This window comes from Kurthia sibirica (genome assembly GCF_003143975.1).
GTDB lineage: Bacteria > Bacillota > Bacilli > Bacillales_A > Planococcaceae > Kurthia > Kurthia sibirica.
Genome location: NZ_QFVR01000007.1, coordinates 124,364 through 147,978, shown reverse-complemented (window position 1 = coordinate 147,978; position 23,615 = coordinate 124,364). Strand labels below are relative to the sequence as shown.

The window sequence follows — 23,615 nt, the reverse complement described above, 5'->3', positions numbered from 1 at the left end:
AATACAGGAGGGGCCTAATTGAAACAATCCACACAAGTAGGTGCAACGGTTGAAGAAGCTGTTGTAAATGCATTGAAAAAGCTTGAATTGACCCGAGAACAAGTAGAAATTGATGTACTTCAACAACCTAAAAAAGGATTTTTAGGTATTGGCTCTCGCGATGCACATGTATTAGTAAGAGAAATTCTTGCCAATCCGGTGACGCAGTCTGTTGAGCAAGTAGCAATTCAAGAGCAAGTAATAGTGACGGAGCCTGAAGTGATTAATGAAGAAGCTGCCAATGTAACAGCCGAGCTTGTTACTAAAAAAGATGATTCATTAGCTATTGAGGCGGTTGCGCAGTATATTCGAGATATCGTGCTTCAAATGGGCATCGATGACTTGCAGCTAGAGCAGACACAAAAACAAAAGGTCGTACAATTTCAATTGTCGACAAAAAAAGCAGCATTATTAATCGGTAAAAGAGGTCAAACATTAAATTCTTTACAGTTGTTAGCACAGTTAATCGCTCAAAATAATTCGCAACGTTATTTAACGGTGGAAGTGGATGTTGAAAATTATCGTCAAAAACGTGAAGATGCACTCGTAGAGCTAGCACATCGCTTAGCTGATCGTGCAGCTACTTCAGGGAAACGTTTTGAGTTGGAGCCGATGCTATCAAATGAACGTAAGATTATTCATAATGCATTGGCTGATCGTCTTGATGTTGATACATTTTCTGAGGGCGACGCAAATAAGCGCTACTTAGTAATCGAACCAGTTCGATAATATGTAAAAGGATTGTGAAAGAGTCCATCTCCAGCTTTATGGAGGGGGACTCTTTATTTTTTTATAGGCTAGAAGTGATGATAGTGTAGCTGAAAAAGTATTTATGTTAACATGTATAATTGAGAATTTGCAATAGATTAAGCTATTCTAAGGAGGAAAAACGATGTTTGAATTTGATACAATTGCAGCGATATCAACACCACCGGGTGAGGGCGCTATTGCAATCGTTCGTTTAAGTGGAGAACAAGCAATTTCAATTGCGAATAAAGTGTTTCATTCTCCAAGTGAAAAAAGTTTATTAAATGTTTCATCACATACAATTCATTACGGGCATTTAAAAGAAGTGGATACGGGCGAGGTAGTAGAAGAAGTCATGTTATCACTTATGAAAGGACCTAAAACATTTACGAGAGAAGATGTTGTGGAAATTAATTGCCATGGAGGAATCGTTACTGTAAATCGTGTATTACAACTTGTGTTACGACATGGGGCACGTATGGCGGAGCCAGGTGAATTTACGAAGCGTGCCTTTTTAAATGGCCGTATCGATTTGTCACAGGCTGAAGCTGTTATGGATTTAATACGCGCTAAAACCGATCGTGCAATGGATGTTGCACTCGGGCAAATGGATGGCAAATTATCACGTTTAATCAATGAATTACGCCAAGCATTAGTAGAAGTATTAGCACAGGTAGAAGTGAATATTGATTATCCTGAATATGATGATGTAGAAGAAATGACGATTCCATTAATGCTTGAAAAAGCAAATTGGGTAAAAAATGAAATAGACAAATTACTGCAAACTTCTTCACAGGGTAAAATTTTACGTGAAGGGTTATCCACAGTTATTCTAGGACGTCCAAATGTAGGGAAATCATCGTTGTTAAACAGCTTGGTACAAGAAAATAAAGCGATTGTAACAGATGTAGCTGGGACGACACGTGATATTATCGAAGAATATGTAAATGTGCGCGGTGTACCATTAAAACTTGTCGATACAGCGGGGATTCGTGAGACGGAAGATATCGTAGAACGAATCGGTGTAGAACGCTCACGCCAAGTTTTAAAAGGGGCCGATTTAATCTTATTTGTTGTTAATTATAATGAAGCGCTAACAAAAGAAGACGAGCTTCTTTTTGAAACGATTGAACATATGAATTATATCGTCGTTGTTAATAAAATGGATTTAGAGCAAAAAATTGATTTAAATGAAGTTCATCGCTTGGCAGGGGGGCGTCGTGTCATTACGACATCATTGCTCAATGAAGAGGGCGTGATCGCGTTAGAAGAAGCGATAGCCGCATTATTCTTTGACGGATCAATCGATGCTGGTGATGCAACCTATGTATCAAATACAAGACATATTGCTTTATTACACCAAGCTTCGGAACGAATCGTAGAAGCAATTTCTGCAGCAGAGGCTGATGTACCAGTAGATATGATTCAAATTGATGTAACAAGAGCATGGGAAATTCTCGGTGAAATTGTTGGAGATACGATGCAAGATAGCTTGTTAAATCAATTATTCTCACAATTTTGTCTAGGGAAATAAACGAAGAAATTAGAAGGGAAGTTATGATATGCCAACAACATTTGAAGCGGGTACTTTTGACGTCATCGTAATAGGAGCCGGTCATGCCGGAGTCGAATCTGCATACGCTGCAGCGCGCATGGGCGCAAAAACTTTAATGCTATCAATCAATTTAGATATGATTGCTTTTATGCCATGTAATCCATCTGTAGGAGGCCCTGCAAAAGGAATCGTCGTACGTGAAATCGATGCGATGGGTGGAGCAATGGGAAAAGTAATCGACAAAACTCATATTCAGATGAGAATGTTAAATACAGGTAAGGGACCAGCAGTACGTGCTTTACGTGCACAAGCTGATAAAGTTCTATATCAACAAGAAATGAAATCTTTATTGGAGAATCAAGATAATTTGACGATTCATCAAGCGATGGTAGAAGAACTGATTATTGAGGATGGTCAAGTAACAGGTTTGATTACACAAGTTGGCGGTATTTATCACGCGACAACAGTCATCGTCACAACAGGTACTTTTTTACGCGGTGAAATTATTATCGGTGATTTGAAATATTCTTCTGGTCCAAATAATCAACAACCATCGATTAAATTAGCGGATAATTTACGCGATATTGGTTTTGAAATGGTACGTTTCAAAACGGGTACACCCCCACGAGTTAACAGTAAAACAATCGATTATTCTAAAACTGAAATCCAACCAGGGGATGAAGAACCACATGCATTCGGTTTTGAAACAACAGAATTTATTACGGATCAAATCCCATGCTGGTTAACATATACAAGTCTAGAAACACATCAAATTATCAATGATAATTTAGAGTCGTCACCAATGTTTACAGGTGTTATTACTGGTACAGGTCCACGCTACTGCCCATCAATTGAAACAAAAATTGTGCGCTTTAATGATAAACCTCGTCACCAACTATTTTTAGAGCCTGAAGGAAGAAATACACAGGAAGTCTATGTGCAAGGTTTATCAACAAGCTTACCAGAACATATTCAACGTAAAATGCTAGAATCAATCCCGGGCTTAGAAAAAGCGGAAATGATGCGTGCTGGTTATGCGATTGAATATGATGCAATCGTACCAACACAACTCTGGCCAACATTGGAAACAAAACGTATTACAAACTTATACACAGCCGGCCAAATCAATGGTACATCTGGTTATGAAGAAGCAGCTGGACAAGGTATGATGGCTGGTATTAATGCAGCAGCTCGTGCATTAGGAAAAGAAGAGATGATCCTTGGGCGTGCAGATGCGTATATCGGTGTTCTAATTGATGATCTTGTAACAAAAGGAACAAATGAACCGTATCGTCTTCTTACTTCACGTGCGGAATACCGTTTATTATTGCGTCATGACAATGCGGATATGCGTTTAACAGAGCGTGCTTTTGAAGCCGGATTAGTAAGCGAAGAACGTTATGTGAAATTTGTAGCGAAACGCCAACAAGTAGCAGATGAAATTACAAGATTAAATGAATTTGGTATTAAACCACGTCTAGTAAATGATGCTTTAGCAGAGATTAATAGTAGCTTATTAAAAGATGGTTTACATGGTTCTGATTTATTGAAACGCCCAGAAGTAAACTATGACTTTATTTCGAAAGTAACAGATGGTCCTGAATTATCGAAGGGTGTAAAAGAACAAGTTGAAATTCAAGTGAAATATGAAGGTTATATTGATAAAGCGTTACAGCAAGTAGATAAATTAAAACGTATGGAAAATAAAAAAATTCCAGATGGTATCGATTACTCGGTTATTTCTGGTATCGCAACAGAAGCGCGTGAGAAATTACAGGAAGTTCGCCCACTATCAGTAGCACAAGCATCACGTATTGCAGGTGTAAATCCGGCTGACATTTCAATTTTACTAGTGTATATTGAACAAGGAAGAATCGCGAAAATTTCGCAATAAAATATAAAGAAGTTAGATTTGGAAGGGGTATAACATGAACGAAGAACAGTTTGTGCTAGCTTTAAAAGAACAAGGTATTGATTTATCGGAGGAGCAGATTCAACAATTTCGTAGCTATTTTGAACTTTTAGTTGAATGGAATGACAAGATGAATTTGACTGCGATTACTGATCTACCATCTGTTTATTTGAAGCATTTTTATGACTCAATTAGTGCGGCTTTCCATTTTGATTTTACGACGGTAGAAAGTGTATGTGATGTTGGAGCAGGAGCGGGATTCCCAAGCATACCGATTAAAATCTGTTTTCCACATCTACATGTGACAATCGTCGATTCACTCAATAAGCGTATTTCATTTTTAAATCATTTGAGTGAACAATTGGCTCTAGACCATGTGCAATTTGTTCATGCTCGCGCTGAAGAATTTGGTCAAAATACTGCATATCGTCAAAAATTCGATTTAGTGACAGCCCGTGCTGTTGCACGACTATCTGTTTTGGCGGAACTGTGTATTCCAATTGCTCGAGAAGGCGGACAATTTTTAGCGATGAAAGCTTCATCTGGTGAAGATGAGTTAAAAGACGCGAAAAAAGCAATTGAAGTTCTCGGAGCAAAACTGAGAAGTAAAGTTGCTTTTGAATTACCTGTGGAAAACAGTGAACGTACACTTTATCTCTTTGATAAAATAAAAACTACACCAAATAAATACCCGAGAAAGCCTGGTACGCCTAACAAATCACCTATTAAATAACAATTGTTTCACATGAAACAATATGTCTGCTTACTTTTTTTGTAGAAAGTTACTATAATAGATAGAGTATATAATAAATTTTGCATTAATGACTTAGACATAATATAGATTTACCTCCAGTCATTTGTTGGAGCAGAAGCTACATGTAATCGTTAAAGGGTGGTGCCAAAATTGAAAAGTGCTTTATCGCGTATATTTGGAAATGGTGACAAGGTTGATGTGAAGAATACCTTTGAACAAGTTGTAAATATACCTATGGAAAAAATACAGCCAAACCGTTATCAACCACGTACAATTTTTGATGATTCAAAAATTGAAGAGCTGGCAAGAACAATTCATACACATGGTATTATTCAACCAATTGTTGTACGTCTGAAAGAGGATGGCCAGTATGAAATTATTGCGGGCGAACGTCGTTATCGTGCGATGAAATCTTTAATGTGGGTGGAAGCACCTGTTATTATTCGTAATTTATCAGATAAGGAAACGGCGTCAGTAGCTTTAATAGAAAATTTACAACGCGAAGAATTGACGGCTATTGAAGAAGCTCAAGCATTTCAACAACTTTTAGAACTGCATGAACTAACGCAAGAAGCGCTTGCGCAACGTCTTGGTAAAGGGCAATCGACAGTAGCTAATAAATTACGTTTGTTGAAGTTACCTGAAGCGGTACAACTGGCGATTTTAGATCGAAAAATTTCAGAACGTCATGCACGTGCACTAGTGCCCGTGAAAAATGAAGAACGACAATTGCAACTATTGGCTGAGTCGATTGAACAAGATTATAATGTACGTCAATTGGAGCAACGTATTGCTGATATGATCAATCCTGCTGAGAAACCCAAAAAACCACGTGCAAAGCGTAAGGCAGTTAGCAAGGATATTCGCATTGCTTTAAATACAATTCGTGAATCATTAACAATGGTGAATAAAACGGGTATTGATGTACAAGCTGAAGAAGAAGAACATGAGGAATACTACCAAATCACGGTGAAAATTCCGAAAACCAAAAAGAAATAATAGAAAAGAGTCTTGGCTAATTCGTAAAAAAATTAGCTAAGACTTTTTTTGTGGGTAAAAGGAGTGTTTCGTACAGTTCTTTGATAGAATAAAGAAAAAACAGAAAATTCAAAAGGCGGGTGGAATAGTTGATGAAGGTAATGGCAGTTGCAAATCAAAAAGGCGGCGTGGGTAAAACGACGACTTCAGTGAACCTGAGTGCAGGGTTAGCGAATATTGGTAAGAAGGTATTATTGATTGATACAGATCCACAAGGCAATGCAACAAGTGGTATTGGAATTGAAAAATCCGAAGTATCAGAATGTATTTATGATGTGTTAATCAATGAAGTTCCTTTGCAGGAAATCATACATAAAACATCGATTGAGTTACTTGATATTGCACCGACAACAATTGCACTTGCAGGAGCAGAAATAGAACTTGTCTCAACTATTTCACGTGAAGCAAGATTGAGAAATGCAATTGCTACAATCAAATCTGATTATGATTATGTCATAATTGATTGCCCGCCATCTTTAGGTTTATTAACATTAAATGCATTGACTGCTGCGGATGCGGTTTTAATTCCTGTGCAGTGTGAATATTATGCTTTGGAAGGTTTAAGTCAATTATTATCAACAATTACACTCGTACAAAAACATCTAAATGCAGATTTAGCGATTGATGGTGTGTTATTAACAATGTTTGATTCACGTACGAATTTAAGTAATCAAGTAGCAGTTGAAGTGAAAAAGTATTTTAAAGAAAAAGTATATAATACAGTTATTCCACGTAGTGTTAGATTAAGTGAAGCGCCAAGTCATGGCACATCAATTTTTGAATATGATCCAAAATCAAAAGGTGCACAAGTGTACTTACAATTTGCAGAGGAAGTGAGTCTCAATGGCTAAAGGATTAGGTAAAGGTTTAGATGCATTATTTAAAGGACAGGAAATGGTGAATGGTGATCATATTGAAAAAATTAAAATTCGTGAATTGAAAGCTAATCCGTTCCAACCACGTAAAATATTTTCACAAGATGCGTTAGAAGAGTTAGCGGAGTCGATTCGAGAACATGGTGTCTTACAACCAATTATCGTTCGTAAAAAGGGGCGTTTTTTTGAAATCGTTGTAGGAGAACGTCGCTATCGTGCTTCGAAATTAGCACTACAGCAGGAAATTCCTGCTGTGGTCCGTGATTTAACGGATAAACAAATGATGGAATTTGCAGTGTTAGAAAATCTACAGCGTGAAGATTTAACTGCAATTGAAGAAGCAGAGGCCTATCAAAGTCTAATGGAAAACCTGGAACTAACACAGGAACAATTGGCACAACGTCTAGGAAAAAGTCGTCCATATATTGCTAATCATATTCGTTTATTATCGTTGCCAACAGATGTGCAAGATTATGTAACAACAGGGAAAATTTCAATGGGACATGGTCGCGCTTTACTTGGCCTAAAACGTAAAAAGTTAATTTCTCAAATAGCTGAAAAAGTGATAGCACAAGGTATGAATGTCCGCCAACTAGAGGCACTTGTCCAATCTTTAAATACAAATGTTTCACGTGAAACGAAAAGTGAAGTGAAAAAAGATATATTTATCGTGGAACGTGAAGGTCGTTTAAGAGATCATTTTGGTACAAGTGTATCAATTAAAAAATCAAAAAATAAAGGGAAAATTGAAATTGAGTTCTTTTCAGATGATGATCTAGAACGCATCCTTGAAATTCTTAATCCATAAGGGAGTTTAAGCAAGTGATATTATTAGGGTCATTAATTAACGGTATCTTAATCGTAATTGGTTCGCTTATGGGGTATTTTTTGAAAAATATTCCTGAACGAATGAAAACAATGATACTACAGATCATTGGTTTAGCTATTGCATTAATGGGAATTCAAATGGGGCTAAAAAGTGATAGTTTTATCGTTATTATTATTAGTTTAGTTATTGGTACGGTAATTGGTGAATGGTTAGACTTGGATAAGGGGTTATATAAACTGGGTAAGTGGATTGAAAAATGGTTTTCAAAAGGCGAGTCACATGGACAAATTTCTGAAGGGTTTGTGTCTGCCACTTTAATTTTTGCAATTGGTTCTATGGCTATTTTAGGTGCGCTTGATAGCGGGATTCGACAGGATCATTCCTTATTGATTACAAAAGGATTAATCGATGGTTTTACGGCAATTATTTTAACATCGACACTAGGGATTGGTGTATTACTTTCTGCTGTGCCAGTATTTTTGTATCAAGGAATCATCGCTATTTGTGCAGGATTGATTAGCACGCTTATACCAGCGGTAGCGATGGAGAGTTTTATCGTACAAATGACAGCTACCGGCGGCGTTATGATTTTAGCGCTCGGTTTAAATATGGTAGGTCTCACGAAAATTCGTGTAGCCAATACTTTGCCTGCAATTGTAGTAGTAGGAATTATTGTGACAATTCAATATAATTTTTAACATAAAACTATCATGTATGCGTCTATTAACCGTCGCTATAAATGATAGTTTTTATTATAATGAATATATCGTTAGTTAAAAGAGGTGTTCATTTAATGGGAAAATTATACAATTCATTCATTGAGATGATGACGAATGAAAAGCTGTGGTTATCAATTGGTAAAGGTACATTAAATATTATTTTAATTGCGCTTATATCGGTGATTGTTGTCCGTGTTGCACATAAAATGATTAAAAAAAGTTTTGAATTAAGGTTGAAAGTCCCTGGTGAAATGACGGCGCAAACGGAACGAAGATATCGCACAATTCTACGTCTTGTGCAGAGTGTTATCTCATACGTCGTTTATTTTTCGGCGATTTTAGCAATCTTATCGATTTTAAATGTCAATTTAGCAGGTTTACTAGCAGGTGCGGGAATCGCAGGTTTAGCTATTGGTTTTGGTGCGCAAAGTTTAGTTAAGGATGTTATTACAGGATTCTTTATTATTTTTGAAGATCAGTTTGGTGTAGGTGATTATATTAAAATTTCAGCAATTGAAGGTACTGTTCTTGAAATAGGTTTGAGAACGACTAAAGTAAAGGGTGTTAATGGCGAAATTAATATTATTCCAAATGGTACAATTTCTGAAGTAATAAATTACTCGATTAGTAACTCAGCGACTGTTATTGATGTTAGCGTGTCGTATAATGCGGATATTTCACTTGCAGAAAAATTAATCGAAGACTATTTAGACGGCTTAGATACAAAGTATGAAGAAATTGTATCGCCACCTACCTTACTTGGTATTCAAAATGTAGTAGGGGCGGAGGTTACATTGCGTATTTCACTGGAAACATTACCAATGCAACAGTTTGGTGTATCGCGAATGATCCGTAAAGATATTAAAGATATTTTCGATGCAAACCATATCGAAATTCCATATCCTAAAATGATGGTGTATGAAAGAGAAGCAAATACAAGAGCAGAAGGAGAGGAATAAAGATGGAGGAAAAACAATATAATCTAGGTGATATTGTCGAGATGAAGAAGCAGCATCCTTGTGGGGTGAATGAATGGAAAATTATACGTTTAGGTGCAGATATTCGTATCAAATGTGAAGGATGTCAACATAGCGTCATGATTCCACGTCGTGAATTCGAGAAAAAGATGAAGAAAATACTCGTTCAAGTAAAACCACAACCAAATGAGCAAAATTAGACTTTTATTAGATAAATCACTATAATGAGACAGGTCGTCAAAACGTAATATAACAAACTGAAGGGTTGTGACATAAATGGCTTTAACAGCTGGCATTGTCGGTTTACCAAACGTTGGTAAGTCAACATTATTTAACGCAATAACAAAAGCAGGGGCACTTGCTGCAAACTATCCATTCGCAACAATTGATCCAAATGTAGGAATCGTTGAAGTTCCAGACGCTCGTTTAGACAAATTAACGGAGCTTGTCGTTCCGAAAAAAACCGTGCCAACATCATTTGAGTTCACAGATATCGCTGGAATCGTCAAAGGTGCTAGTAAAGGTGAGGGACTGGGTAATAAATTCCTATCGCATATTCGCGATGTAGACGCAATTACACAAGTAGTACGTTGTTTTGTAGATGAAAACATCACGCATGTTGCTGGTACGATTGATCCTATTGATGATATCGAAGTAATTAATTTAGAATTGATTCTTGCGGATTTAGAGTCTGTTGAGAAACGTCTTGCTAAATCGTCAAAATTGATTAAACAAAAAGATGCAGAAGCAATCATCGAAGTGCCAGCCCTTGAAAAGTTAAAAGCTGCATTCGAAGCAGAAATGCCTGCACGTTCAGTTGAGCTAACTGAAGAAGAAGCAAAAGCAGTAAAAGGTCTACATTTATTAACTCAAAAACCTATGCTTTACGTTGCCAACGTAGCCGAGGATGAAGTAAATGATGCAGACAACAATGAAATGGTTCAAAAAGTACGTGACTACGCAGCAAAAGAAGGCGCGGAAGTAATCGTTATTTGTGCCCGCATTGAAGAAGAAATTGCAGAATTAGATGATGAAGAAAAAATGATGTTCTTAGAAGAGCTAGGTATTGATGAATCGGGCCTTGATAAATTAATCAAAGCTTCATACAGCTTGCTTGGCTTAGCAACTTACTTCACTGCTGGTGTTCAAGAAGTCCGTGCTTGGACATTCCGTAAAGGGATGAAAGCGCCACAATGTGCTGGCGTAATCCACAGTGATTTTGAAAAAGGCTTCATCCGTGCAGAAACGGTATCGTATGATGATTTAGTTGAATACGGTTCTAAAGCTGCAGCAAAAGAAGCAGGACGTCTACGTTTAGAAGGTAAGGAATATGTCGTTGCTGACGGCGACGTTATGGAATTCTTATTTAACGTATAGATAGCTGGATATAAAAAGAGTCACTCTTAATTGAGTGACTCTTTTTTTCTATATATAGAAAATTTGGGTTCAGTCGTGCTGTCTAAAATGAATAAATCCTTATCTAATGTTTTTAATTTACGATCCATCATTATATCTGCAATGGCACCAACGAGTAACGAAGCACTTACTAATGTTAGTGGTAACAGATCAAAGTAGATGCCCGCAATAAGTGGCATGATACCAGTCAACCAAAATGGAAGCATAATAGATTTTCTGGCACCTTTAATCGTCATATATTCGCTAGTTGTAGCATAAGCGATTCCTTTTTTTAGATTCAGGCCAATCGTTAAAGATGAAAATGTAGAGGAGGTAAAGAGTAAAAATCCAATCAAATGACATAATTCATGTAAAAAAATGAGTAGAATATAAAAAAGTATAAATAATAGAAGACCGAAAATAAATCCGCTGACTGTCAAGGTCGGGAAACCATTTATAAAAAGGTGTAGTACAAAGACAATTGCTGTCAGTACGAATGTATAGCGCACCATTGGTTTTGCAAGGGACGCCATATCTAGTGCAAATTCATCTATTTTTTCATATTGTGTCGTAGGAATCACATCCTTCTTTTTAAACAGTGTACTCATTTATAAAGATTTTTTCAAAACATTGCTTTAAAAAAATCTTTATGCTACAATCTAACGATGTGAGTAGTATTAATTACTTGCTCCTTGCCGTGTCCAAAAGACATTGGCCCAAGTCCATAAGGAGGTGCTTATACAATGAGAAAATATGAATTAATGTACATTATTCGTCCAAACATCGAAGAAGAAGCGAAAGCTACTTTAGTTGAACGTTTTAACACAATCCTAACTTCAAACGGTGCTGAACTTGCTGAATCAAAAGATTGGGGTAAACGTCGTCTTGCTTATGAAATCAACGACTTCCGTGAAGGTTTCTACCAAATCATGAAAGTTTCTGCTAACACAGAAGCAATCAATGAATTCACTCGTCTTGCTAACATTAGCGAAGATATCATCCGCTTCATCGCTGTTCGTGAGGATGCTAAATAATTTTTAACGAATATAAATTTAGACAAAGGAGGTTGATTTCTGATGATTAACAGAGTTGTATTAGTTGGAAGACTTACGAAAGATCCTGAACTTCGTTATACACCTACTGGCGTAGCAGTTGCACGATTTACACTTGCTGTAAACCGTACATTCTCAAACCAGGCAGGCGAAAAACAAGCAGACTTTATTAACGTAGTAGTATGGAGAAAACCAGCAGAAAACACAGCTAATTTCCTTCGCAAAGGATCTTTAGCTGGTATTGAGGGTCGTATTCAAACTGGTAGTTATGAAGGTCAAGATGGTAAACGTGTTTACACAACTGAAGTTGTTGCAGATAGCGTCCAGTTCTTAGAACCACGTAATGCAGGCGGCGGTGCTGCTCCGCAAGGAAACCAATATGGTGGTGGTCAACAACAATCATCTTACGATGGTGGTGGCCAACAACAGCAGTCATCTTATGATGGCGGCGGTCAGCAGTCATATAGTCAAGCACCACAGCAAAGCAATTATCAGCAAAATCAATCACCTAATCAACAAAATTTCACACGCGTAGATAACGATCCTTTCGCTAGTTCGAATGCACAAGGTAAAGTTGATGTTTCAGACGACGACCTTCCATTTTAAGTAGCAGAGTAAATCGAGTCACGTAAATATGAAGAGGAGGCACATACACATGGCACCACGTAGAGGAGGCCGCAAACGCCGTAAAGTTTGCTATTTCACATCTAATAACATCAAACACATCGACTATAAAGATGTTGATTTATTAAAAAAATTCATCTCTGAACGAGGAAAAATTCTTCCTCGTCGTGTAACTGGTACAAGCGCTAAATACCAACGTAAACTTACACTAGCTATCAAAACTTCACGTATTATGGCTTTATTACCATTCACTACTGAAGAAAAATAGTTTCTTTAAAAGACCGATTTTATATCGGTCTTTTTTTATACATATTATTACCAAATTTTACCTTTAAATGTTGTGTCATTTTGTTAGACAACTTGAAACATGGTACAATATACAGATGAAATAATATATGTTGGATTAAAAAGGAAGATAAAATATGCCAAACAATAATGCTCAAAAGTTGACTCAAGGTGCACTGATGGCGGCGATATTTATCATATTTGTTTTACTGTCATTAATTCCAGGGTTGAATATTATTACAATGTGGTTTATGCCTTTGCCGCTTATCTGGTATTCAATTAAATATGATATTAAATCTGCTGCTGTCGTTACGGTTGTTAGTATTGTCATCGCCCTGCTGTTTACGGGTATTGTACAAGGGGTACTCGCATTTGGTTTTGCTATCATTGGAACAACGATTGGCCAAGCAATCCGACTAGGGAAATCAAAATTTTATATTGTGATGGCGGCAACAATCGCCTCATTATTTTTCTTTGTAGTGACATTTGTGACATACATAAAGTTCACTAATATTAATATTATCGATCAAGGTATGAAAAATGCTGAAAAATCATTGAATACTGCGATGAAATTAAATGAAAAACTAGGTATCGACCAAACACAATTATTAACACCAAAAATGATTGATAAAGCGATGGAAATGGCGAGTGCTAGTGTTCCAAGCGCTATTATTTTTGTGTCATTTTTACTTGGTATGATGATTATTATTACAAGTTTCCCACTGTTAAAAAGACTGGGTGTCAGCGTACCTAAATTTGGTGCATTTAGAGACTTACGACTACCAAAAATTTTATTGTTTATTTATATTATCGTGCTAGGCATGCAATTATTTATCAAGCCAGAAACAGGAACATATTTGTATGTGGTGGCTATTAACTTATCACTAATATTTACAATGTTATTTTTAATGCAAGGTATTTCATTTATTCATTACTTCGTATATGTGAAAAAAATGCCTACTGCTATTGCATGGATAGGGACAGTATTAGCTATACCTTTGAGTTCATACATTATATTATTGGGTATAGTAGACTTAGGATTTGATCTTCGAATGCTATTGAGCGGGAAGACAAAGAAATAGGAGCTGAGACGTTATGGGTACTGTATTTAGAAAAAGACCAATAAGATATCCTCTGTTAATTTTGTCATTACTAATCATTACGAGCATCGTATTATTGATTATGTCACATCCTATTATAGGTACAATATATGGTGTGTTGATCGCTATAACGACGACGGTTGTTTGGACATATGAAAAAAACACATATGTCGAAACTGAAAAACATATAGAGATGCTGTCTTATCGCTTAGAAAATGTCGGCGAGAAGGCACTGCTTGAAATGCCGATTGGTATCGTTTTAATTGATGACCATGCTTCGATTGAATGGACGAATCCTTTCATTCAACGTATGTTAGATGAAGAATCGATGATTGGTAAGGAAGTATATTCAATTTCAGATGAATTATTTTCATTAATTAAACATGAGGATATGAATGAAATAAATGTCTCTGTAAAAGAGCGACAATACCGCGTATTTTTTAAACGCGAAGAAAAATTACTCTATTTCTTTGATATTACAGAACAAGTTGAAATCGAGGAACTTTATTATGAGGATCGCACTGTATTAGCGGTTCTACTAATCGATAACTATGATGAAATTACGCAAAGTATGGATGATCAAAAACGTAGTCAAACAAATTCGATGATTACTTCACTCATTAATAAATGGGGAATGATGAATGATATTTATATTAAACGTATTTCGTCTGATCGCTTCATGGCTGTAATGAATGAATCTATTTTATCGAGTTTAGAAAAAAGGAAATTTGCTATTTTAGATGATATTCGTGAAATTACTGCACAAAAAAATCTCTCGCTCACACTGAGCATTGGAGTAGGAGCAGGGTCGCCATCTTTAACTGAACTAGGGGAGCTTGCACAATCAAGTTTAGATTTAGTATTAGGACGTGGAGGCGACCAGGTCGCTATTAAGCAGCCTGATGGCAAGGTGAAGTTTTATGGGGGCAAGACAAACCCCGTAGAAAAAAGAACGCGTGTGCGAGCTCGTGTCATCTCTCACGCCCTACGCGATTTAATACAAGATAGCGATCAGGTTTTTGTTATGGGACATAAAATGCCAGATATGGATGCTATCGGCGCTGCAATTGGTGTGCGTAAAATGGCCGAGATGAATAATATTAATGGGTATGTTGTTATCGACTTTGACAATATTGATAATAGTATTAATCGATTGATGCAAGTCGTCAAAGAAAAATCAGATTTATATGATCGCTTTTTAGAACCAGAGCAAGTATTAGATAAGATGACAGATAAATCGTTAATTGTCATTGTTGACACGCATAAGCCTAGTATGACAATAGATGAGCGTATCATTCATAAGGCTAGTAAAGTTGTCGTCATCGATCATCATCGCCGAGGCGAAGAATTCATTGACAGTCCAATGCTCGTCTATATGGAGCCGTACGCTTCATCAACGGCAGAGTTAGTAACGGAATTACTGGAGTATCAACCAAAACATGATAAAATGACGATGTTGGAAGCTACAGCATTATTAGCAGGAATCATCGTCGATACGAAATCCTTTACTTTACGTACTGGTGCACGAACGTTTGAAGCAGCTTCTTACTTGAGAACGAATGGGGCAGATACCGTACTTGTTCAAAGATTACTGAAGGAAGATTTAGATACGTATTTAGAACGGGCAGAGATTATTAAAACAGCAGATTTTGTTCATCAAGGAATGGTCATCGCGCATGGTGAACAAAATAAGGTATATAATTCTGTATTAATTGCCCAAACAGCAGATATTTTACTAACGATGAAGGATATTTCGGTTTCCTTTGTTATTGCACATCGCAGAGATGGTAAAATAGGTATTAGCGCACGTTCATTAGGTGACACGAATGTGCAACTTATTATGGAAGCTCTAGGCGGTGGTGGCCATTTAACAAATGCCGCGACACAAGTAGAAGCAAAATCCATTGATGAAGTCATTATGCGCTTAAAAATCGCGATAGAAGAAACAATAGAGGGGAGCAAAGAATAATGAAAGTTATTTTTCTTAAAGACGTGAAGAACCAAGGTAAAAAAGGTGAGGTAAAAGAAGTTTCTGATGGCTATGCTCGCAATGTATTACTTAAAAACAAAGCAGCAGTTGAAGCGACTGATGCAGCATTAAACCAATTAAAAGGTCAGCAACGCAAAGCGGAAGAAGTAGCCGCAGAAGAGTTAGAAGAAGCAAAATTATTAAAAACTAAAGTGGAAGCACTAACAGTTGAATTACAATCAAAAACAGGTGAAGGTGGCCGTTTATTTGGTTCAATCACGTCAAAACAAATCGCTGATGAACTAAATAAAAAACATGGTATTAAAGTAGATAAACGTAAAATGGATTTACCAGATGCTATCCGTACACTGGGTGTAACAAATGTACCTGTTAAGTTACATCATGATGTTACCGCAGTATTGAAAGTACATGTAACTGAACAAAAATAAGGGAGGAAATGCTAATGAATGATCCGCAAATGGATCGCATTCCGCCCCATAATCAGGAAGCTGAACAATCCGTACTCGGTGCCATCTTCCTAGAGCCTCAGGCGCTGATTTCAGCGTCTGAAACTCTTTTACCAGATGATTTTTATCAAGCAGCACATCGACTTATTTTTGAAGCGATGTTACGTTTGAGTGATTATGGTAAAGCGATTGACGTATTGATGGTTACTGAAGAACTATCGAATCGCAATGAATTAGAAGATGTTGGTGGCGTATCGTATATGACGGAGCTTGCAAATGCCGTCCCAACAGCAGCCAATGTGAGCTATTATGCTCAAATTGTCGCTCAAAAAGCGCTGTTACGCCGTTTGATTCATACAGCGACTAAAATTGTAGAAGATAGTTTTACACGTGAGGATGAAGTAGCCGAACTGCTAAATGAAGCGGAACGAAAAATAATGGAAGTGGCGAATCGCAGTAATTCTGGCGATTTTAAACATGTTAAAGACGTTCTTGTACAAACTTATGAAAATGTTGAAAAACTACAAAGTCGTAAAGGCGATATTACCGGGATTCCTACAGGTTTTCGTGATTTAGATCGACTAACAGCCGGTTTTCAACGCGGAGATTTAATCATTGTAGCGGCACGTCCATCCGTAGGTAAAACAGCCTTTGCACTAAATGTTGCACAAGCAGTCGGTACGCAAACAACTGAAAATGTTGCTATCTTTTCACTGGAGATGGGCGCAGAACAGCTAGTCATGCGTATGCTTTGTGCAGAGGGTAATATTGACGCACAAGTGTTAAGAACAGGTGCCTTAACGAATGAAGATTGGCGTAAATTAACGATGGCGATGGGGAGTCTTTCAAGAGCCGGCATTTATATTGATGATGCACCAGGTGTACGCGTCAATGAAATTCGTGCAAAATGCCGACGCTTGAAACAAGAAAGTGGTTTAGGGATGATCCTGATTGACTATCTTCAATTAATTCAAGGTGGTAGTAGCGGTTCTAATGGTCAAAATCGTCAACAGGAAGTATCTGAAATATCACGTTCATTAAAAGCATTAGCACGTGAGTTAGAAGTACCAGTTATTGCCTTGTCTCAGTTATCACGTGGTGTAGAACAACGTCAAGATAAACGTCCGATGATGTCCGATTTACGTGAGTCTGGTTCGATTGAGCAAGATGCCGATATCGTAGCCTTTCTATACCGTGAAGATTACTACGATAAAGAAACAGAAGACGCCAATACAATAGAGATTATCGTAGCGAAACAACGTAATGGTCCAACTGATACCGTGAAGTTGGCATTCAAAAAAGAATTCAATAAATTTGTTAGCGTTGACTGGTCACAAGAAGCGAGTTCTGGTGGCTTTTCATAATTGAAACACGAACGATGTTTATTATTAATGATAACATGTTCGTGTTTTTTTGAGTTTTTTGTTGACTAGAAAGAAAATCGTTGATAAAATAATTCTTGTTTGATTCAGGATACTGCAAAAGTATCTGACGGGGGTGCTCATAAATGACATCAATAGTAGTAGTAGGAACACAATGGGGAGACGAAGGTAAAGGGAAAATTACCGACTTCCTATCTAAGAAAGCCGACGCAATCGCTCGTTTTTCAGGCGGGGACAATGCAGGGCATACAATTCAGTTCAAAGGTGAGACGTATAAGCTTCACTTAATTCCATCTGGTATTTTTTATTCAGATAAAATTTCTGTTATGGGTAATGGTATGGTGATCAATCCAAAAGCTTTGATGACAGAATTAAAAGGCTTACAAGCGCGTGGTGTGAACACAGATAATTTACGCATTTCAAATCGTGCTCATGTTATTCTTCCATATCATGTATATCAAGATAAAATTGATGAAGAATCACGCGGAGACGCTAAAATCGGCACGACATGTAAAGGGATCGGCCCATGTTATACAGATAAAGTACAACGTATTGGTATCCGTATCGCTGATTTACTAGACCGCGACGTATTTGAGAAAAAATTACGTGAAAACTTAGCGCTAAAAAATCGCTTATTTGAAAAATTCTATGAAGTAGCACCGTTAAACTTTGATGATATGTTCGAAGAATTTTATGACTTTGGTCAACAAATTGCTAAGTATGTAACAGATACATCAAAAGTACTAAATGATATTATTGATGAAGAAGGTAAGGTATTATTTGAAGGCGCTCAAGGTATTTTACTTGATGTAGATCATGGCACATACCCATACGTAACATCTTCAAATCCAGTAGCGGGTGGCGTAGCAACAGGTGCAGGGATTGGCCCATCACAAGTGGATCGCGTTATCGGCGTTGGTAAAGCTTATACATCACGTGTTGGTGACGGTCCATTCCCTACTGAATTATTTGATGAAGTAGGTCATCAAATTCGTGAAGTTGGTAGAGAATACGGTACGACAACAGGTCGTCCACGCCGTGTTGGTTGGTTTGATTCTGTAGTTGTTCGCCATTCACGTCGAGTATCAGGTATTACAGATTTAGCACTAAACTCGATTGATGTATTATCAGGTCTGGATACAGTGAAAATCTGTACTGCTTATGAGTACGAAGGTGAAGTATTAACAGAATATCCAGCTAGTTTACATGTTCTTGAAGGGTGTAAACCAATATATGAAGAACTACCAGGTTGGCCAGAAGATGTTACAGCTTGTCGTACGTTAGAAGAGTTACCTGCCAATGCACGTAATTATGTACAACGTGTAAGTGAATTAACGGGTATTCGTATCGCCACTTTCTCAGTTGGTCCAGATCGTGATCAAACAAATGTGCTTTTAGATGTATGGGAAAATAACAAGTAATTTCGAATTAAATAACAACAAAATACCTTTTTTGTAATAAAAATACAAATGGTTATTGTGTATGAATAGTGGGAGTGCTCTAATAATAATATTAGAGCACTCTTTTTATTTTGGACAATTACTCTAATAAAATCAAAGAAAAATAGATGATAAGGAGGCGTAAATTCATTGAAACGTAAATGGATGCTCAATCTATTTTCATTCGTACTCGTATTTCAATTGGCATTTAGCACAATACCACAAAATACTTTTGCTACTGAAAATCCAGATGCACCTATGACGACGGCACTCGATGAAAAAGGTATAGACCATAAGTCAGCTTCAAATGATATTGTGATAACGGATGAGGATGAAGAATTTAAGGATGACAAGATAATAATACCAGCTTTAGTGGAGGAAGATACGGAGAATAAAGAGGATATAACGCCGATTAAAACAGTTCCAGTAATCGATAGAGACAATCAAAATTCAAAAACCTCTCTAAATCCTATAATAAAAAATAAAATAGAGGTAGTTGAAAAAAGGATTAGAAAACCACTAGTACAAGCTAAAAACAACGAAGAAACAGGTCCATTAGCAGATGATTCAGATGAAAATAGTGCATCATCACCTATGATCATAACGGAAAATCTACTAAAGGAAGTCACATATAAAGATAAAAACGGTAAAACAGTGGAAGAAAATCATAAGATGAATGTGGGGGATGACATTACATTTACAGCTAAATGGCAAATACCAGATGGTCATCATTATAAGAAAAATGCGACCTTCACATTCAAAACACCCAAGCAATTTCTCATTTCATCGGAACAATATGGTTCATTGATTGGTACAGAAGGTACTATTTTTGGTCAATATATATTGTATAAAAATGGTATTGTTGAATTTACATTTAGTGAAGAAATAGAAGTGAATGACAATATTACAGGTATGTTTACCGTCAATACGATTATCAGAGAAGATTTAGTAGGTGCAAATGTACAAACGTTACTTGTTGACTTGCCGATGGATGGTGAATTTAAATTAGCGATTATCGTACGACCAAAATATAAAGTAACTTTTGAAAAGAAAGGTCAAACGAATAAAACAGAAACACCCGAATATATTCGTTGGACTATCGATATCAATAAACACGGTGAATCAATCGGTGATATCACAATAACGGATCTTATACCAAAAGGGTTAACCTTGAATAAACAATCTATCAAGTTATATGAACTGAAAGTTACCGATATTCAAGGTAATATGGTGGAGCAAGGTGATGAAGTACCACTATTAGAACAAAATCTCCCTCTTAAAATCAAAAATGTAGACACAGCATATCGCCTCATATATGATACGATAATTGATGAAGCAAAAACGGTAACCTATAAAAACAAAGCTGAAATAACGCTAGGAAATAACCAAAAAATACAGGCAGCTGCTTCTGTTGCTGTTGTACAATTTGCACCAATCACGAAGCGTGTCGTAAATTTCGATCGGAATTCACGAACGCAGAACTGGGAAGTATTATTTAATCGAGACGCGCAAACATTCGAAACAACTGAAGCCTATTTTGAAGATTATTTTAGCGATACGGTTTCATTGGTGACAAGCTCATTTATCGTATCAAAAAAAGTGGTAGATACTAATAGCAATATTACTTGGATGAATGTTACTAAAGACTTTTACAACATCATATATAAGAAAAATTCTAAAGGACAAGATGGCTTTCAGTTTGACTTTAAACAAATGGTTGAACATGAATATCGCATACAATATCAAACAATTTTAAAACCAGGGTTGCAAGGAAGTTTTAAAGTGAGCAATTCCATTTCTGGTTTAGGGGTAAATGGAGCAGTTACAAGTACGGGAGATTATATTAATCCCTATATTTCAAAATCAGTAGGTTTGGCTGATTATGCCACCAAAACAGTTGAATGGCGTATAAAAATCAATAATTTTGAAGTGCCATTAACTAACACCAGCATTGTCGATGAATTTCAAACAAGCGGTTTAACACTAATAGAAGATAGTTTTAAGTTAGTAGACAGCAAAGGTAAAGTAATGCAAAAAGATATCGATTATTCACTCGTTGTTTTTAGTGACAAGTTGTTCGAAATTCATTTTCTCAAGCCGACAGTAGGTATTGTAAATGTCTCTTATATTACAAAATTTGATATCACTAAATTACCAGATGGGAAAACAGACTTTGGCAATAAAGCGACATTAAATATGGGTGTTGTGAGCTTGAATAGGATAACTAGTGAAAAAAATAGAATGAATTCATCGGAATATGAACCAAAATCAACATCGACAGCAACTTTCACACCCTATATTAGCTTCCGAGCAGATGGCTACTCAAAAGGTGTATACAATTATGTGACAAAGGCTGTAACTTGGACAACAGGTGTAAATTTTCAACAAAAATATTATGATGAGGGATTCACCGTTGAAAATAACACAGCACAAGGTTTAATACCACGATTAGAGTCCATTCAAATTAAAGAACTGAATATTAAAAATGGTGGCGAGGGAGTAGAGGTAGGTGGAGCAATTACAAACTACAAAGCCTCCTATAAAATAAAAGATGGCGCAATCGATAAAACAACGTTAGTCATACAATTTACAGAGCCTATTAATCGGCCGTATAAAATTGTCTATGATGCAGATAAAATAGCAGATTTGACGGAAACAGATTATAATCATAACGCGATAGTGACGGGACGTAGTACACCATTTACTGCTAAATTATCTGTAATTTCAGGTAATACGTATGTACAGAAAACGGGTATACAATCGGAGGATTTGATAAATTGGACAGTTGTTTTTAATGCAGCTCAATCAACATTATCAAATGCTGTTTTGACAGATATTCCAAAAAAAATTGGCGATAGTCCTCAATTTTTAATCGAGGATAGTTTTGCCGTTTATGAAGGAATTCCAAATTCGAAAAAACCGGGTGAATATTTGCCGGGTGTAGCAGCAGATCCTTCACTATATAAAATTATTAAAAAAGGGGACACAATTGAAGTTTATTTTTTATCGGAAATTCAATTAGCCTATATTATTAAATATGATGCTTACGTCAATGTACCAAATAGAGCTAGCGTTGAAAATAAAGTAACGGCAAAGGCGAAGCAACTAAGTGATGAGCGAACTACTAGCGCTACAATAAAAATTATTAAAACAACATCTAGTGGTTCTGCATCAGGCGATAATGGTGTGTTGAGGATTAAAAAAACAGATGCTACAAATAGTAATCTAGGCTTAAAAGATACAGTGTTTACTTTATGGAGTGTCGATAAAGATGGCAAAAAGAATTATCCATTAAAGACAGTGGCAACAGATCAAAATGGTATCGCAGAAATTAAGCAGTTGCTCTTTAAAAAATATATTGTCGTAGAAGATCGAGCTTCACCGGGTTATCTAATGAATTCAACTAATCAGTATGACGTAACGATTAATGGTGTAATAGTTGATTTAGCTATTACAAATCGACCAGCAATATATTCGAGTACGTTACACATCAAAAAAGTGGATATAAATAATCGGAGTAAATTATTAAAAAATGCACAATTTAGAATAATAAACGCGGATAGTCAGGTGATTGAAGAACAAGTAACTACAAATGAAGAAGGACAGGCGACCGTCATCATCCCAGCTTTATATGCTACAGGAGAAATTTTCATTATTGAAACGAAGGCACCTGAAGGTTATAAATTAGATAATATCCCTAAAAAAATTACGATGATGAACAATGGTGTTGTTCATCTAGAGATTACAAATACCAAGTTAGATGAAGAATCGAATGGACCTGGAGAACCAGAAGAACCAAGTGGACCTGGAGAACCAGAAGAACCGAGTGGACCTGGAGAACCAGAAGAACCGAGTGGACCTGGAGAACCAGAAGAACCGAGTGGACCTGGAGAACCAGAAGAACCGAGTGGACCTGGAAAACCAGAAGAACCGAGTGGACCTGGAGAACCAGAAGAACCGAGTGGACCTGGAAAACCAGAAGAACCGAGTGGACCTGGAAAACCAGAAGAACCGAGTGGACCTGGAAAACCAGAAGAACGAACCAAACCTGAAAAACCAATTATTTCAGGAAAACCGGTGAAACCAATTATTACGATTATAGATGGTGGCGGTTCTGTTGATACAAGGGAGAAAAACAGAGAAAAAAATAGAATTGCTCTGGAAAAACAAAAAGAATTGGAAAGAAAAATGAAAGCAGCTGAAAGAAAAATAGAATTGGAGATACGTAAAGCAATTGAAAGAGAGAATAAGTTAAATAAACGGACAGTAACTGAAAAGCACCAGCAACAAATAAATAAAAAAAACACAACTGAAAAAAAACAATTGAATAAAAATCTACCTCAGATGAGTATGATGAATAATTGGATATTAACAGTATTTGGTATAGTACTACTAGAGGTTACTTTTATGATTTATAGTAGGGCAAAACGACGTAGTTAACTTAAATAGACAAAAGA

The 23,615-nt window shown here is 36.7% G+C and carries 21 protein-coding genes; 20 read left to right on the top strand and 1 reads right to left on the bottom strand.

Going from position 1 to position 23,615, the window contains the following annotated elements; all coding sequences use genetic code 11:
- Nucleotides 1–18 precede the first annotated feature (18 nt).
- The 11 genes from jag (at nt 19) to ychF (ending at nt 10,822) form a co-directional block, all read left to right on the top strand.
- On the top strand, nt 19–768 hold the full coding sequence (gene jag, locus DEX24_RS07455; RefSeq protein ID WP_109305792.1) for an RNA-binding cell elongation regulator Jag/EloR: 750 nt from the start codon (nt 19–21) through the stop codon (nt 766–768).
- A 163-nt stretch (nt 769–931) separates the two neighbouring features.
- Complete coding sequence (gene mnmE, locus DEX24_RS07450) at nt 932–2,320, top strand: tRNA uridine-5-carboxymethylaminomethyl(34) synthesis GTPase MnmE (protein ID WP_109305791.1); 1,389 nt, start codon at nt 932–934, stop codon at nt 2,318–2,320.
- Nucleotides 2,321–2,348: 28 nt separating this feature from the next.
- Nucleotides 2,349–4,235 carry a tRNA uridine-5-carboxymethylaminomethyl(34) synthesis enzyme MnmG gene (gene mnmG, locus DEX24_RS07445; RefSeq protein WP_109305790.1) on the top strand — a complete coding sequence of 629 codons (1,887 nt, stop codon included), beginning with the start codon at nt 2,349–2,351 and terminating at the stop codon, nt 4,233–4,235.
- Nucleotides 4,236–4,269: 34 nt separating this feature from the next.
- Nucleotides 4,270–4,986, top strand: a complete 717-nt coding sequence (rsmG, locus tag DEX24_RS07440; RefSeq protein WP_109305789.1) for a 16S rRNA (guanine(527)-N(7))-methyltransferase RsmG — start codon at nt 4,270–4,272, stop codon at nt 4,984–4,986.
- A 171-nt stretch (nt 4,987–5,157) separates the two neighbouring features.
- Nucleotides 5,158–6,006: a nucleoid occlusion protein gene (noc, locus tag DEX24_RS07435; protein ID WP_109305788.1), complete on the top strand. Its 849-nt coding sequence runs from the start codon at nt 5,158–5,160 to the stop codon at nt 6,004–6,006.
- A 131-nt stretch (nt 6,007–6,137) separates the two neighbouring features.
- Nucleotides 6,138–6,896, top strand: coding sequence for a ParA family protein (locus DEX24_RS07430; protein ID WP_373863601.1), 759 nt, complete (start codon nt 6,138–6,140; stop codon nt 6,894–6,896).
- On the top strand, nt 6,889–7,728 hold the full coding sequence (locus DEX24_RS07425) for a ParB/RepB/Spo0J family partition protein (RefSeq protein WP_109305786.1): 840 nt from the start codon (nt 6,889–6,891) through the stop codon (nt 7,726–7,728). Before DEX24_RS07430 ends, DEX24_RS07425 begins: the two co-directional genes overlap by 8 nt.
- A 14-nt stretch (nt 7,729–7,742) precedes the next feature.
- Nucleotides 7,743–8,447, top strand: coding sequence for a DUF554 domain-containing protein (locus DEX24_RS07420; protein WP_109305785.1), 705 nt, complete (start codon nt 7,743–7,745; stop codon nt 8,445–8,447).
- Nucleotides 8,448–8,542: 95 nt separating this feature from the next.
- Complete coding sequence (locus DEX24_RS07415; protein WP_109305784.1) at nt 8,543–9,427, top strand: mechanosensitive ion channel family protein; 885 nt, start codon at nt 8,543–8,545, stop codon at nt 9,425–9,427.
- A 2-nt stretch (nt 9,428–9,429) separates the two neighbouring features.
- The gene (locus DEX24_RS07410) at nt 9,430–9,645 is read left to right on the top strand and encodes a DUF951 domain-containing protein (protein WP_109305783.1); all 216 of its coding nucleotides are present in this window, start codon (nt 9,430–9,432) and stop codon (nt 9,643–9,645) included.
- Nucleotides 9,646–9,721: 76 nt separating this feature from the next.
- Entirely contained in the window at nt 9,722–10,822 is a 1,101-nt protein-coding gene (ychF, locus tag DEX24_RS07405; RefSeq protein WP_109305782.1) for a redox-regulated ATPase YchF, read from the top strand.
- Between the two features lie 26 nt (nt 10,823–10,848).
- Here ychF and DEX24_RS07400 read toward each other — a convergent pair whose 3' ends face one another.
- On the bottom strand, nt 10,849–11,421 hold the full coding sequence (locus DEX24_RS07400) for a DUF3267 domain-containing protein (RefSeq protein ID WP_170112879.1): 573 nt from the start codon (nt 11,419–11,421) through the stop codon (nt 10,849–10,851).
- A 162-nt stretch (nt 11,422–11,583) separates the two neighbouring features.
- Between DEX24_RS07400 and rpsF the strand changes: the two genes are divergently transcribed.
- The 9 genes from rpsF to DEX24_RS07355 all read left to right on the top strand — a co-directional run bounded on the left by rpsF (nt 11,584) and on the right by DEX24_RS07355 (nt 23,598).
- A complete protein-coding gene (rpsF, locus tag DEX24_RS07395; protein WP_109305780.1) occupies nt 11,584–11,874 on the top strand; it encodes a 30S ribosomal protein S6 in 291 nt (96 codons plus the stop codon).
- A 42-nt stretch (nt 11,875–11,916) separates the two neighbouring features.
- Complete coding sequence (gene ssb / locus DEX24_RS07390) at nt 11,917–12,498, top strand: single-stranded DNA-binding protein (protein ID WP_109305779.1); 582 nt, start codon at nt 11,917–11,919, stop codon at nt 12,496–12,498.
- Nucleotides 12,499–12,547: 49 nt separating this feature from the next.
- Nucleotides 12,548–12,784 carry a 30S ribosomal protein S18 gene (rpsR, locus tag DEX24_RS07385; RefSeq protein ID WP_109305778.1) on the top strand — a complete coding sequence of 79 codons (237 nt, stop codon included), beginning with the start codon at nt 12,548–12,550 and terminating at the stop codon, nt 12,782–12,784.
- Nucleotides 12,785–12,938: 154 nt separating this feature from the next.
- A complete protein-coding gene (locus DEX24_RS07380) occupies nt 12,939–13,883 on the top strand; it encodes a YybS family protein (protein ID WP_109305777.1) in 945 nt (314 codons plus the stop codon).
- A 13-nt stretch (nt 13,884–13,896) separates the two neighbouring features.
- On the top strand, nt 13,897–15,870 hold the full coding sequence (locus tag DEX24_RS07375; RefSeq protein WP_109305776.1) for a DHH family phosphoesterase: 1,974 nt from the start codon (nt 13,897–13,899) through the stop codon (nt 15,868–15,870).
- On the top strand, nt 15,870–16,319 hold the full coding sequence (rplI, locus tag DEX24_RS07370; RefSeq protein WP_109305775.1) for a 50S ribosomal protein L9: 450 nt from the start codon (nt 15,870–15,872) through the stop codon (nt 16,317–16,319). The genes DEX24_RS07375 and rplI overlap by 1 nt, the downstream gene beginning before the upstream one ends.
- 14 nt (nt 16,320–16,333) lie before the next feature.
- Nucleotides 16,334–17,701: a replicative DNA helicase gene (gene dnaB, locus DEX24_RS07365; protein ID WP_109305774.1), complete on the top strand. Its 1,368-nt coding sequence runs from the start codon at nt 16,334–16,336 to the stop codon at nt 17,699–17,701.
- A 143-nt stretch (nt 17,702–17,844) separates the two neighbouring features.
- Nucleotides 17,845–19,140 (top strand): adenylosuccinate synthase, encoded by a 1,296-nt coding sequence (locus tag DEX24_RS07360; RefSeq protein ID WP_109305773.1) that lies wholly within the window; start codon nt 17,845–17,847, stop codon nt 19,138–19,140.
- Between the two features lie 168 nt (nt 19,141–19,308).
- Nucleotides 19,309–23,598, top strand: coding sequence for a collagen binding domain-containing protein (locus DEX24_RS07355; protein ID WP_109305772.1), 4,290 nt, complete (start codon nt 19,309–19,311; stop codon nt 23,596–23,598).
- The last annotated feature ends 17 nt before the right edge of the window (nt 23,599–23,615 follow it).

Coding starts and splice junctions, on each gene's coding strand:
- mnmE (WP_109305791.1), top strand. CDS start 932: ATGTTTGAATTTGATACAATTGCAGCGATATCAACACCACCGGGTGAG.
- mnmG (WP_109305790.1), top strand. CDS start 2,349: ATGCCAACAACATTTGAAGCGGGTACTTTTGACGTCATCGTAATAGGA.
- rsmG (WP_109305789.1), top strand. CDS start 4,270: ATGAACGAAGAACAGTTTGTGCTAGCTTTAAAAGAACAAGGTATTGAT.
- DEX24_RS07430 (WP_373863601.1), top strand. CDS start 6,138: ATGAAGGTAATGGCAGTTGCAAATCAAAAAGGCGGCGTGGGTAAAACG.
- DEX24_RS07425 (WP_109305786.1), top strand. CDS start 6,889: ATGGCTAAAGGATTAGGTAAAGGTTTAGATGCATTATTTAAAGGACAG.
- DEX24_RS07415 (WP_109305784.1), top strand. CDS start 8,543: ATGGGAAAATTATACAATTCATTCATTGAGATGATGACGAATGAAAAG.
- DEX24_RS07410 (WP_109305783.1), top strand. CDS start 9,430: ATGGAGGAAAAACAATATAATCTAGGTGATATTGTCGAGATGAAGAAG.
- ychF (WP_109305782.1), top strand. CDS start 9,722: ATGGCTTTAACAGCTGGCATTGTCGGTTTACCAAACGTTGGTAAGTCA.
- rpsF (WP_109305780.1), top strand. CDS start 11,584: ATGAGAAAATATGAATTAATGTACATTATTCGTCCAAACATCGAAGAA.
- ssb (WP_109305779.1), top strand. CDS start 11,917: ATGATTAACAGAGTTGTATTAGTTGGAAGACTTACGAAAGATCCTGAA.
- rpsR (WP_109305778.1), top strand. CDS start 12,548: ATGGCACCACGTAGAGGAGGCCGCAAACGCCGTAAAGTTTGCTATTTC.
- DEX24_RS07380 (WP_109305777.1), top strand. CDS start 12,939: ATGCCAAACAATAATGCTCAAAAGTTGACTCAAGGTGCACTGATGGCG.
- DEX24_RS07375 (WP_109305776.1), top strand. CDS start 13,897: ATGGGTACTGTATTTAGAAAAAGACCAATAAGATATCCTCTGTTAATT.
- rplI (WP_109305775.1), top strand. CDS start 15,870: ATGAAAGTTATTTTTCTTAAAGACGTGAAGAACCAAGGTAAAAAAGGT.
- dnaB (WP_109305774.1), top strand. CDS start 16,334: ATGAATGATCCGCAAATGGATCGCATTCCGCCCCATAATCAGGAAGCT.
- DEX24_RS07360 (WP_109305773.1), top strand. CDS start 17,845: ATGACATCAATAGTAGTAGTAGGAACACAATGGGGAGACGAAGGTAAA.